12 protein-coding genes are annotated in these 12,856 nt (G+C 43.2%); 4 read left to right on the plus strand and 8 right to left on the minus strand.

All coding sequences use genetic code 11. The annotated features are described in order from the left end of the window. Positions 1-35: 35 nt before the first annotated feature. The 7 genes from LP667_RS01290 to LP667_RS01325 form a co-directional block, all read right to left on the minus strand. Positions 36-812, minus strand: a complete 777-nt coding sequence (locus LP667_RS01290) for a LysM peptidoglycan-binding domain-containing protein (protein ID WP_056988336.1) — start codon at positions 810-812, stop codon at positions 36-38. A gap of 1,088 nt (positions 813-1,900) precedes the next feature. Then, positions 1,901-2,530, minus strand: coding sequence for an aggregation-promoting factor (gene apf, locus LP667_RS01295; RefSeq protein WP_033610024.1), 630 nt, complete (start codon positions 2,528-2,530; stop codon positions 1,901-1,903). 404 nt (positions 2,531-2,934) lie between these two features. Further along, the gene (locus tag LP667_RS01300; RefSeq protein WP_021731996.1) at positions 2,935-3,309 is read right to left on the minus strand and encodes a glycine cleavage system H family protein; all 375 of its coding nucleotides are present in this window, start codon (positions 3,307-3,309) and stop codon (positions 2,935-2,937) included. A gap of 11 nt (positions 3,310-3,320) precedes the next feature. Then, positions 3,321-4,238 carry a sce7725 family protein gene (locus LP667_RS01305; protein WP_033609525.1) on the minus strand — a complete coding sequence of 306 codons (918 nt, stop codon included), beginning with the start codon at positions 4,236-4,238 and terminating at the stop codon, positions 3,321-3,323. After that, complete coding sequence (locus LP667_RS01310; protein WP_021731994.1) at positions 4,235-4,951, minus strand: hypothetical protein; 717 nt, start codon at positions 4,949-4,951, stop codon at positions 4,235-4,237. The genes LP667_RS01305 and LP667_RS01310 overlap by 4 nt, the downstream gene beginning before the upstream one ends. Beyond that, positions 4,951-7,320: an ATP-dependent DNA helicase gene (locus LP667_RS01315; RefSeq protein ID WP_021731993.1), complete on the minus strand. Its 2,370-nt coding sequence runs from the start codon at positions 7,318-7,320 to the stop codon at positions 4,951-4,953. The genes LP667_RS01310 and LP667_RS01315 overlap by 1 nt, the downstream gene beginning before the upstream one ends. A gap of 660 nt (positions 7,321-7,980) precedes the next feature. After that, positions 7,981-8,346, minus strand: a complete 366-nt coding sequence (locus LP667_RS01325; protein WP_021731992.1) for a hypothetical protein — start codon at positions 8,344-8,346, stop codon at positions 7,981-7,983. A gap of 185 nt (positions 8,347-8,531) precedes the next feature. Between LP667_RS01325 and LP667_RS01330 the strand changes: the two genes are divergently transcribed. Further along, positions 8,532-9,728, plus strand: coding sequence for an acetate/propionate family kinase (locus tag LP667_RS01330; RefSeq protein ID WP_021731991.1), 1,197 nt, complete (start codon positions 8,532-8,534; stop codon positions 9,726-9,728). A 140-nt stretch (positions 9,729-9,868) separates the two neighbouring features. On the opposite strand, the gene LP667_RS01335 is transcribed toward LP667_RS01330, so the two are convergent. Next, on the minus strand, positions 9,869-10,312 hold the full coding sequence (locus tag LP667_RS01335; RefSeq protein ID WP_021731990.1) for a GNAT family N-acetyltransferase: 444 nt from the start codon (positions 10,310-10,312) through the stop codon (positions 9,869-9,871). Positions 10,313-10,385: 73 nt separating this feature from the next. Here LP667_RS01335 and LP667_RS01340 point away from each other — a divergent pair, with 73 nt between their 5' ends. The 3 genes from LP667_RS01340 to LP667_RS01350 all read left to right on the plus strand — a co-directional run bounded on the left by LP667_RS01340 (position 10,386) and on the right by LP667_RS01350 (position 12,748). Beyond that, a complete protein-coding gene (locus tag LP667_RS01340; RefSeq protein WP_021731989.1) occupies positions 10,386-10,808 on the plus strand; it encodes a MarR family winged helix-turn-helix transcriptional regulator in 423 nt (140 codons plus the stop codon). 180 nt (positions 10,809-10,988) lie between these two features. Further along, complete coding sequence (locus tag LP667_RS01345) at positions 10,989-12,191, plus strand: NAD(P)/FAD-dependent oxidoreductase (protein WP_021731988.1); 1,203 nt, start codon at positions 10,989-10,991, stop codon at positions 12,189-12,191. Positions 12,192-12,478: 287 nt separating this feature from the next. Beyond that, positions 12,479-12,748 carry a hypothetical protein gene (locus tag LP667_RS01350; RefSeq protein ID WP_021731987.1) on the plus strand — a complete coding sequence of 90 codons (270 nt, stop codon included), beginning with the start codon at positions 12,479-12,481 and terminating at the stop codon, positions 12,746-12,748. Positions 12,749-12,856: the final 108 nt, after the last annotated feature.

Consider the following 12,856-nt stretch of genomic DNA (forward strand, 5'->3'; position numbering starts at 1 on the left):
AATGTCGTTACGCTGTTTTTGTTATCAGTTATATTTTATAAAGCCCAAGCAGACATGCCTTGTGCATTGTATAAGTTAACGGCAGCGTTAACTTGGTCTTGAACAGAGCCACTGCTGATATGCATGTTTTGGAATAAACCGTAGGCACCAGAAGTACTGTTCTTAACAGATGATTGCCAGTTTGATTCACGCGTAATGATGGTATTCCAAGTTGAAGCTGAAACGCCAGTCCGTGATGCCATTTGGCTTAAAACATAGCTTTGCATGTTGCTACCATTGTAGCTTGAAGTCGTTGAGCTAGTTGATGATGCAGCTGAGCTAGTGGCATTTGATGAAGCCTGGCTAGTGGTTGCAGCGGAACTAGAAGCTTGGCTAGCAGCTGATTGTGTTGAGCTTGCTGAAGAAGCGGCACTCGTTGCAACACTTGAAGTAGCTTGGCTAGTTGCTGAAGAAGTAGCAGCAGAACTAGAAGCTTGGCTAGCAACTGATTGTGAAGCAGCACTAGTAGCACTGGCACTAGTTGCAGTTGAAGTAGCAGCTTGACTAGTTGCTGATTGTGGTGCAGTACTTGTAGCAGAAGTCGTAGTAGTAGTACCGTTGACTTCAAGCTTATCACCAACGAAGATTAAGTTAACATTAGCCAACTTGTTTGCCTTTTCGATAGTTGATACTGAAGTGTTGTGTGCTTTGGCAATGGCTGAAACAGTATCGCCGGCCTTAACAGTATAAGTATCAGCGTTGGCAACCGTTGTTGAGATAGCGAATAAAGCTAATGCAGCAGTTGATGATAATACAAGGTTTTTGATCTTCATAATAATTAATACACTCTCCTATAATTTGCGTGTGTTCGATTATTTACATGTGATTTACTATTGGTCAAGCAGTTGATGTCTCAACCAATCAACAGTGACTAGTATAACTAGTGAGTGTTGCAGTGCAATAATCAGAACATTACGTTTTTAGGGGGTGCTTGTAATATAAGGCCGTTTTTGTAATGAATTGTAATATTTGAGCTGGATTTCATGTAAAATAGCGCTGTCAATACCGATTAATTAGTTAGAACATCAATAATACCAATGGTTAAACGGGAAAACTAATAATGAAAACAGTTGGCTTTGTTCTAGAAAACTAGTGAATTCAGATTGATTTATGAAAAGTAAACGTGATTGTCGACAATTTTAAAGATTTAAGTAGTGGATTTATAGTTATTGATTCATCCTTAGATTCAGTTAAAGTAACGATTGAACAGTAATTTTTTACTAACTAATTGGCTTTTTCGATTAAGTTGACCATTTGTTGAATTAGGCTGATGACCTGGCCGATTTATGAAAGGGGCCGTTAATTAATTACTATTATAGTAGGTTTGTATCCAAAATAGTCTGCGATGATTATTGCGGCATCATGGTTTTAAGTGATAATAACTGAACTAATCCTAGTTGCTGTTGAGTGTTTGTTGTTGAGCAGTAAGTAATTACTCTTCCGTAGTGGGCTAATGAATGAAGCAGGCGTATCATTAGACGGCCAGTCTGGCAATTAACGTCGTTTTCTGAAGTCTCTCGATTATGATTGGGCTATTCAGACGATGCTTAACGGTACCTACTTGTTGAGTAACGTTCACTAGTATTGGATGGAGACGGCTAGTTGTGTATCGGAATAATGGGTTTATTAAGTTGTGGGTTAGGATTGACCGCTAATCCATGTTAACAATGTTGTCATTACATAGGAGTTTTGAACTCCAGTGGTGCTTGATGGCAAAAACGAGTACGGAAGAATTGACCTGTGGCACATAGGTAGCGCCAGTAACCTTGGAAAAGCAAAACGCGTAGATTACTCAAGTTGTTTTGAGTAATCTACGCGTTTTGGAATTTTATTCAGTTAATTATTAATTTAAAGTAGCTTTTTAGTACCAGCCGTTAGCCAACCAGTGACTCTTAGCATTGCTCCATGAACCGTAACGTGAAGAAACATAACTGTTTGCAACCCGTTCTTGGTTAGCGGCGGAGTAATCACCGTTTAAGTATGAAGCACTTAATTGGTACTTACCGATGTATTGACCGTTACGAGCGGAGTATGAACCGCCAGATTCTTTACCAGCAATCCAAGCCTTAGCAGCACTATCAGAACCACTGTTACTGTAGTTAGATGTTGAACTAGTCGTTTGCGTCGTAGTCTTAGCAGCAGGTGTGCTGGTTTGGGCTTGACTTGATTGCGTCTGGCTAGCTTGGTTTGTTTGGGCTTGGCTAGTTTGGGTTGAAGCTTGCGTCGTGGTCGTTTGTTGCGTCGTTTGCGTTGAAGTGGTCGTGGTGCTATCACCATTAACTTCAAGTTGTTGACCAACTAAAATTAAGTTAACGTCTTTTAAGTGGTTAGCTTGTTGGATTGCAGCAATCGTCGTATTGTTTTCAGCAGCGATAGCAGAAACCGTATCGCCAGATTTAACAGTTACCGTAGCGGCTTGGGCAGTAGCACCAATGGCAAAGAGACTAGCAGTAGCGGCAGCAGTTGATAATAAAGCATTCTTAATCTTCATTTATAATGTACACTCCTATTTTTTAGTCCGAATTTGGCTTGGCCCCGTGAATCTTCCAAGCGCTCAATGGTACCTAGTATAACTGGTGATTGTAACAGGAAAATAGCAGGAGTTTTACGAATTACATCGATTATTGTAATAAATGGGGTGTTTTGTAATCTTTTGTAATATAACGTGCCAGGTACTAATTTTTGAATCCGCTAATTAATGATATTTGAAGACAAAGAATGAGTCTGTTGGTCAACCTAACTAAACGTATCCTTTGCGAATAAAAGCCCATTATAAGTAGGATTGGTGGTCATTGCTTTAATCACTAGACTTAGTTTAGTCAATTTATAAGTCGATTTAATGGTAATGTAAGCGTTTGTTTATTCGCCAGACAACTTACTTTTGGTAACTTGAAACTAGTCAGCCTTTAATTGGACTAACCAATTATCCGTTTGCTTGTTACTAACGATCAGTTGTGGGGTAGCTTGTAAAGCAACATTAGTCTTCTGAACGGTACCACTAAAGGGCGTTGGCAGTGTGTGCACACCATGGTCGTCTGTGAGAGTTGCCAAAGTGTCCCCTGCCATGAGATGCTCGCCATTAGTTGGCAAGCTAATTTGACTAACTAGGCCTAAGTTTTGCTGGCCTTGAGTGCTTAGCCCTAGCAGTAGCCGTTGGTGTGATTTGGTCTTTAACCATACGTCACCGTATAACATCGGCGCGTGTTGTTCCTCATAGTCATGACGATAGAAATGGATCATTTGTTTCCAAGCCGATTCTTGTTTTGCCATCGTATTCTCCTCTAATTCAGTGCCAGTAGTTGGTGCATTAATTGAAAGTGGTGCATGATTGCTAGTTTTTTGATTGTTCCTAATCCTGGAAATTTGGTGCCTTCAGCATAGGCTAGTAGGGCGGCCAAAGCTGGGGTGCGATTTAATCCCGTTAAGTGGGTGGGCGCCCAAGCTGTTAGCTTCGTGAGTGCTTCGAAAAATTTCTTCTTTTGACCACGCATATTGGTATTACTATCTGAGACAAAATGATGGATGCGGAGGTCACCATTAACCGTAACATAAATAATATGTAACGCAATTGCGCGTGACGGCATCCCGTGATCAAAGTACGGACGGCCCATTAATGAATAATCGCCAAAGCCATCAAAGCCAACTGGTGATAGGTGCCAGTTGGCTGGTGCAAAATAAGCGTCGACTAATTCCTGGTAATCCGCAACGTGCGCTGGTGTTGGCACGGGATCGGTCAATAAGATAGCACGGGTTGGGAGTAGTTCGTGTAGTCGCGCCTCATCAGGAATCAGAATATGCCCGGTCTGACGCAAAGTGTTAGTGTGTTGGTAAGTCTTAAGCAACGGATAGTTAGGTGCTACTAGCAAGCTCGTCTGACCAAGACCAGTCGTCAGAAAATCGTGACTAAAGTCAGCTGCAAGAATCGCTCCCGGATGGTAAAACGGATAGGGACGCAGGTCTGGCAGTGGATGGAGTTTAACGGTATTGAGTCCGTAGACGCTTACTTGGGGATTGGCAATGATGCTAAACGGTTGTTGTGCTTCAATGAAAGTCCGAACGGTCTGTTGTAATTCCTTAGAATCACGGACTGGTTCAATAACTGGGATGATGTCGGGACCTAATTGATTTTGCTCGCACAAGGCTTTTAAGGCCAATAGATCATACATTCGGCCACGTAAGTAAGGGTAGTAGGTACTCATAATTGGTCACGCAAATCTGGCGCTGTCAATGCCTGGTATTTTAGTTTGAGCGCTTGATATTCTGCGTTACGGGCATCCAGTTCTGTTTGCAAGGCCGTTATGGCGTCACTTTGGGTATCATCAATAAAGCGATCATATAAGTTTTGTTCCGGATCATAGACATCATAGCCAGTCCGACTTCGCTTGCGTAATTCTTTGAAGAGTTGGTCATCAGAATAAAGTTGTAATCCTTTTTTGACGCGTTTGGCTTTATCAACTTCGCGAAATAACGAGGCGATGAAGTGACTGATCAGGGGCGCCTGTTCGACTTGTAAATCCTGCCGCTGCGCTTTTTTAGCGACTGTCAAGAAGCCCGGTGTTCGTAACGGCCGAGGGGCGAGTTCCAGTGCCCGTTGATCGAAGGCACGGTAAATCAATACGCCTACGTGATCTGGGATTTCAGCTTGGACTTCTTGATAAAGTTGTTGCGGCAAGACAAAGTAATTGTAATGACCGATAAAGGAAAGCTTGGCTTTAGAATGAAAGTCAGCTTTAGTGACTTTTAATTCATAGCAGCGCCATTCAATCTGGCCATCCGGGAGTTGTTGGTAGCTTAACGTATCAACAATCCCCTTATCAGCGGGCATTGCAACTTCTTCAACCACGTAAGCGCCCTGTTCCAGACAGTACTGGTAGAGCGTGCTTTCAAGTTGCTTAGTTAATTTAGTCTTCATTAATGAGTCACCTCCGTTTGGTGCCAAAAGTTGGTAATGGTCGCTTCGAGCTGCGGCACTGATTGGATCGTCTGATAGTATTGCCAGTGTGCTGGGAATAACTCAGTGTAGCGTCGGCTGGCAAAACGTTGGTCTAATAACAGCACGATTCCGGTATCCTTGGCGCTACGAATTAGGCGACCAGCTGCCTGTAGGACGTTGTTCATCCCTGGTAGCTGATAAGCGTAGGCAAATCCCAGGCCATTTTGATGGTCGTAGTAGTCCCGAATCAAGTTGGTTTCGGGATTGATCCCTGGCAAACCAACGCTAACGATGGCAACTCCGATTAAACGATCGCCACGTAAATCAATACCTTCAGAGAAGATGCCACCCAGTACGCAGAAACCGAGTAAGGTTTGCGCTGGGGCTGACTGAAACTGGTTCAAAAAGGTCTGCCGGGCTGTTGCATCCATCGTCGAGGCTTGCGCAGTAGTTGCGACATCGGGATAGGCGGCTTCAAAGGCTGTCTTAATCTGCAGCAGATAGCCATACGATGGGAAGAACACGAGGTAGTTGCCGCGTTTAGCTGTCAACATGGCGTGTAAACTAGCAATGATCCGGGGCACGTTATGTTCCCGCTCGTGATACGTCGTTTGAACGTACTGAGTGACGAGGATGGCCTGATGTTTTGGTGGAAATGGCGATGGCAGTTGGTAGGCCAAACTATTGGCTTCACCACCGAGCACCCGCTGGTAATATGCCATGGGGGTTAGTGTTGCAGAGAAAAGGACGGCACCACTACCCAGTTCTAGGGAACGGTTAAGAAAGTCACTTGGATCAAGGCAGAGTTCCTTGATCGTCAAGTGATGGCCATCAAGGACGAAGCGTGTCTGATAGCTGCCATCGTACAGATCGCCAATCTTAACAAAAGTCAGACAGGCGAAGAAATAGTCACGGACGGCGTCAAGCAGCGGTCCCGGCTTTTGCTGCGCTAACCAGTCGATCACAAATTCGTTAAAAGTTCTTAGGGTGCGTAATAATTTGTCCGGGGGATCAGGTAATACTTGTTCGGTGACTTGATCGTCAAGCAAGGTCTTACTGATCCGTGTAAAACTGCGCCGAACCTTTTTGAGTTCGCGTTGCAAGTCATCACTAGGTTGACTTTTATCGGGTTTGGCAAGCTTTAGTAACGCACTAATCGGTTGATTGCTAATCGCTGCTGAGTACATATCACGAGATCGACTAACTAGGTTGTGAACTTCATCGACAAGAAAGAAGTTGTCGTCATCACTTTCGCTAAAGAATCGTTGTAAATAGACTAACGGATCAAAGAGGTAATTGTAATCGCAAATAATCACATCACAGAAAAGCGATGTATCGAGGGAGAATTCAAATGGATCGATAGTATGCTTGCGAGCATACTGTTCAATAATGGGACGAGTAATCTGGTCTTCATGAGTCAATAAATCCTTGAGTGCCGGCTTAAGCCGGTCGTAGTAGCCAATCATATAAGGATTATCTTCGGGAAGCATATCTTGTTCTTCAGGAAAGCGAATCTGATCCTTGGCGGTTAACGTAATGCTTTTAAGTTTGAGACCGTCATGACTCATTAATGTAACGGCCTCTTCAGCGACGTGGCGCGTACTTTGCTTAGCAGTCAGGTAAAAGAGGCGTTCAATCACGTCTTCGCCCATTGCTTTGATGGCCGGAAATAGTGTTGAGATCGTTTTCCCCGTCCCAGTTGGTGCTTCGACAAATAATCGTTTTTGTAATCGAATGGTCTTATAAACAGCGCCAGCTAATTCGTGCTGGCCCGGTCGAAAAGCTGGAAATGGAAATGGGAGCTCTTTAATGGAAGTATTTCGTTGCTGACGCAAATCAGCCCGTAGTGTTAGCCAATATTCATATTCTGTAATTAAGTCCTGAAAGAAGGCGTCTAGTTCGGCGCGGTGAAGAACTTGCTGAGTTTTAGTGATTTTTTCATTGATAACTTGAAAATAAGTCAGCTGTAAAGTAACTTGATCGAGGTCAGGGTGCTCTTGTAGTAAAAGGTAACCGTAGACTTTAATTTGGCCCCAGTAAAGAGTCTGTGTATTGGTACTTAAGTCTTCAAAGGCTTGATCAGAAGTTTTGATTTCTTCGATCAAAGCGCCGTCATCGTTTAATTGAATACCATCTGCCCGACCAGCAATAATATAATCGGTGGCATTCATCGTGACGACTTTTTTAAGGTAAACTTCGCTATCATAGTCTTCGCCACGACTACTCTGGAGCTGCCGGTGAATCTTGGCACCATTTAACGCAGTGTTCTGACTATTTTTCACTTCATTTAAGTCGCCTTGTCGCAAGACGAATTCTACCAGTTGTCGAATCCCAATCTTAGTTGCCATCGGAGCATCCCTTCTGAATTTAGTCGTTTCCTATTATAAAACATCTGTTCGGGTTTGTCTGCTGTTGATTGGTGAAGCTGGGTCAGACCTTGTGATACGGTCCTGAAAGATTGTTAAATCGTGTCAGTTTTCAAAGTCAAAAGCAACTAGCTGAGATTCGCTGGAAATAATTCGGATTTAGCGTAAACATACCTAATTGGTTCGTCCTGTGACGACTTCCAGGTGTTTCTGCCAATTGCTGGGACGTGGTGGACAAATTTAAGCCGAAGCTCACGTCTTAAATACTGGTCTTTCACGGTTCATACAATATTGTTGAAACGTGTTCGGTCAGACAGGAGCTTCCGGTTAAGGACGCTATGACGTCAAGCTCACCGTTTAACGTCCTAGCTGGGTTAATCCTCAGTCCCAACCCGTCTGAATCTCACACTCTGGAAACGATGAGCATTGGTGGAAATGCCTTCCGGTTGGGATGGTATGCGAATGGCGAGGGTCGGAATCGGACGCGCACATGCGGACGAGCAGGAATCTAACCAAGCTGGCACGGCTTAACAATATGGATTGAAAGTTAAATAAAAAAGCATCGCGACAAAGGCCACGATGCCGGTTGCGATGTTTAGATTAATGATTTTGATTTAGAAGAAAGTCTATCAGACTGGAAAGTTAATCGTACCAGTGACTGTGATGTTGGCGAATCGTCTTACGGAGACTGAAACCATAACTGACGATACTGGCGGTGATGATGGCTGCGAGGACTGCTAGTAACCATGAACCAGCCGTGCTGAAGTAGGTGGCATAACCAAGGCTGAGACTGGCTAATACGATTACTGGAATCAAGATCTTAGCAGGTGCTGGATGTAAGAAGACGACACCAGCAAGCCAGAGGGCCGCGGCCGTGACCATTGCATCAACACTAATTGGTGAACCGAAGCTAATACTGAGGGTGACGATGGCAAGGACAGTCCCCACGGTTAGGAGGAGAGTGGCAAACCCGTTACTTAGGGACCAAGTAAATGCTTTTTTCATCATGATCGCCTCGCTTTCTATTACCTATATTATAGGACAATTCACGCTTATGAAAGAAATGATATGCTAATAATTAAGTTTGCAATGTTATGAAAATTGAAAGTTTGTGAATAAATCCTTGAAAGCGTATCCACGATTAGTTAAACTGACATTAGGCACACTTGATGATGGATGGAGGAAAAATAGTCATGGCAAAAATATTAGCAATTAATGCCGGCAGTTCAACTTTAAAATGGAAGCTTTTCAGTGTTCCCGAAGAAACGGTAATCGCATCGGGAATGGTTGATCGGCTGGGATTGTCAGATTCCGTTTTTACAATTAAGAAAGCGGACGGTAGTAAGTATTCTGAAACAAAGGACAAAATTGACGCAAAAGAAGCAGCCGCGATGGTTCTAACACGGTTGAAGAGCGATAACATTGTGACCCACCTTAGTGAAATCACCGGGGTTGGCCATCGGGTCGTTGCGGGTGGCGAAGATTTTAAAGATTCCGTCATTATTACGCCACAAACTTTGAAAAAAATCAAAGATTTATCTGAGTATGCGCCGCTACATAATCCAACGCAGGCTTATTATATTGAAGTATTCCGTGATTTATTACCAAAAGCGACTCAAGTAGCCGTGTTCGACACTTCGCTGTATGCGGATATGCCTAAAGTTAATTACCTATATAGTATTCCTTACGATTATTATGAGAAGTTTGGCGCGCGGAAGTATGGGGCACATGGTACAAGTCACCGTTACGTTGCCAACCGAACGGCCCAATTATTAGGCAAACCGCTTGACTCACTTAAATTAGTGACGCTGCACTTAGGATCAGGAGCTTCAATCACTGCCTTTGATCATGGTAAAGCGGTTGATACGTCAATGGGGTTCACACCACTGGCTGGGATTACAATGAGCACACGTTCGGGCGATATTGACGCGTCAATTATTCCATTTTTAATGCGCCACTTAGGAATTTCTGATGTCGAGGACTTCGTGGATATTTTGAATCACAAGTCCGGTTTGCTGGGTATTTCCGGGCTATCACCTGACATGCGTGATCTTGATAAAACGCAAGATACGCGTGAACGCTCGAAACTCGCCATTGATATCTTTGTTAATCGGGTTGTGAAGTACGTTGGTAGTTATATTGCCGAGATGAACGGTATTGATGCCCTTGTCTTCACAGCAGGTGTGGGTGAAAACTCGTGGATGATTCGTGAACGTGTTACTAACGCATTGGGTTACTTTGGTGTAACCGTTGACGATGAAAAGAATCATATGCACGGCAAGGAGCAAATTATTAGTAAGGATGACGAACCGGTAACGGTCATGGTCGTCCCAACTAACGAAGAGTTGATGATTGTACGCGACGTTGAGCGACTATCTAAAGCTGAATAATTAAGTATCTAAAAACGCGTGGTCCAGATGATTGGTAATCTGGGTCACGCGTTTTAGTTACTATAAGCCTAATAATTGGTGCAACCCATTGTGCAAGCAATGTTAGGAGTAGCTAACTAATAACATCAATTTTGCGCACACTACTGGACTTGTAATGCTGGTTTGGTCATCTTGATGTGGGGTGTATGGTTGAATAGGAATGGTGCGCCGCTCGAAGTGAAGCCAAAATGCTGGTAAAAACCTTGTACTGGCACTTGGGCTTCAATTTGAATTGGCAAGTTGGAATAGTGGTCTTGAACGACTTGCTCGATGTGACTCATTAGATCGGTTCCTAGATGCTGACCACGTTGTTTTTGGTCAACCACTACCCGACCAAAAGAAAGGTGAGCGGCCTCTTTGAAGATTCGTGCGTATGCAACAATTTTGTGATTAACGGTTTTAAAGACATGATAAGCTGCCAAATCGATAGCGTCGACTTCTTGATAGATACGTTGTTGTTCAACGACAAACGTTTTGACGCGCAATTCATAAATAGCGTATAATTCAGTTGTTGTTAATTCTGAGAATGTTTTGATTGACCACATGGTAATGCCTCCTTAGCATGCCGTTAAGTTTATCACCGAATGATTGCATATGCAATAATAAAAAGGAGCTTTTATGATACCAACATTAAGATTGATGGGAACTTTGTCGCGAATTGTCATGAATGAGGGCAATCAGCGTTTTGCAAAATACGGTCTCAATAATAATCAGTTTATTTATTTAATTCGGATTTGCGAGCAACCCGGGTTATTTTTCAGTCAACTAGCTGATCAAATGAAGATGGATCGAACCACTAACTATCGGGCTGTTCAGAATTTAATAAAAAAAGGCTATGTGTCTAAGCAAACTCATCCAGAGAATAAAAAAGTGCGTTGCTTGTATCCCACTAATGCTGGTCAAGCGCTGTATCCGGAATTACATGCTTATGAACAATGGTGTGCTGACTTAGTCGGCGAACAATTAACGGCCGGACAACAACAAGTCTTGTTTGAAAGTTTGTCACTAGTAACTGCTAATGTGACTAAGCATATTGAGTAAGTTTATTCACTAAACTAGATGAATTGTGAACAATTAAAATAGCGTGGCGTTTTAGCTGAATTTTAAACGTGAAGAGTGTACCATGTAGTTATCAAGTTATAACTGGATTAATGTATGTGGAGGCAATTGCCTCAGCAAGTCGCATTAGTCGACAGTGATAATGAAAGGGGTTAATAAATCATGGCAACAACTTTGGTGTTAGGTGGGGGCTATGCAGGGATGCGGGCCGTCAAATTTTTACAGAAGAGTCTACCGACTGAGGACGAAATCATCCTTGTTGATCAGACACCAACTCACACGGAAAAGACCAATTTACACGAGGTCGCAGCGGGGACGATTGCTCCTGATCGGATTACTTATCAGATTCCAGATATTATCGGTAAGCGTGTTCAGTTCGTGCAAGCAACGGTCAAAAACGTGGATGTCGAACATAAGCAAGTAACTTTTGAAGATCATCCTGAAATGACCTATGACTACTTAGTATTAGCATTAGGCTTCCAGTCAGAAACATTTGGGGTGGCTGGTGCCGATGAAAATGCGTTGCCAATGGACGATTTGGCCACTTCACAGGCCGTTTATGAACATCTGGAAGAACGTTTTAAAGCTTATCGAACCACTAAAGACAAAAATGATTTAAAAATTGCGGTATGTGGAGCTGGTTTCACTGGAATTGAATTATTAGGTGAATTGACGCAGACATTACCGAAACTGCAAGCGAAGTATCAAACCCCCGCTGCCAAACTAGTTTGTTTGGAACGGATGCCATCAATTTTACCAATGTTTACACAGGAATTACGCGACTATGCCTTGAAGTTTATGGAAAAAAATAACGTTGAAATGCGGTTGGGAGCCGTTATTGAAGCCATTAAGCCAGGGGCGGTCGTCTACAGTGATGCTGATAAGAATGAGCATGAATTTACAGCCAATACCATTATTTGGACGGTTGGTGTCAGTGGGTCACACGTGATTGCTGATTCAGGCTTTGATCAACGTCGTAACCGAGTCGTGGTTAAACCCGATTTGTCACTAGAAGATCATCCCGAAGTATTTATTGTTGGTGACGTGGCAGCAGTGATGGATCCTGAAAGTAATCGGCCATACCCGACTACGGCGCAAATTGCCTTGGCGGCGGGCGAACAGGCTGCTAAGAATATTGGCGCGTTACGTCATAATCAATCAACCGCACCGTTCCACTATGAATCTAGTGGAACCGTTGCTTCATTGAGTGATCGTGATGGTATTGGTGAAATCTTTAGTAGTAATAAACCGGTCCACGGTTATGCCGCATCGGCTTTGAAGAAAATTATTACTGACCGTTCGCTATTGGAAAGTGCCCATTTAGGAACCGTCTTCAGTAAAGGGCGCTTTGACTTATATCATTAATCATTAAATTAATTCCAGCAGAGTGGGACAAAAGGTGGTCTGCTTGCAAGCAACCTCTTGACGCACGTTTCGACAATATTGACAGAAAAATTGTGTTCGGTTTCTTGAGAAGAAGTCTTCCCTTAAGAGACTGAACACTTTTAGTTTTGTTCGAATTTCTGTGGACTAGTTAACAGTCGAAGTACCCGGCTTGTTGATGATTCGGGCAATTAAGTAACCAGCTGTTGGGACTAACGATACGTGACGGCGGCCCTTACAATTAAAGCACGATAAGGGGGGCGGTCAAAATGACGACTAAATCAATACGAACACCAATTCAACCGTGGTTTGCCCTAGTGGTAGCAGGTAGCTTACTAACGACCTTGTTTTCTAACGCACTTTGGTGGTTGGCCAGCAGTGCGTTTTGTTCGTTACTCGTTTTGAACTTACAATTTATTGTTTTTCCAACTACGGCAGATCGGTCTTGGTTAAACCGGTTAAGTTTAGGATTAGTACTAGCGTTAGTAGTGATAGCGAATATTAAATTTTTAATCATTAGTGGTCTGATATGGCGATAAAGCGCGCAGACATTAAAGGGCCTGACTTGAAGCACTTTGTTTCAAGTCAGGCCCTTTTACTTTATAATCAGTTGTTTCTTAATGCCACTTATCCTGTGGTACTGGTTA

The sequence above is a fragment of the Lactiplantibacillus paraplantarum genome (assembly GCF_003641145.1).
GTDB classification, from domain to species: domain Bacteria; phylum Bacillota; class Bacilli; order Lactobacillales; family Lactobacillaceae; genus Lactiplantibacillus; species Lactiplantibacillus paraplantarum.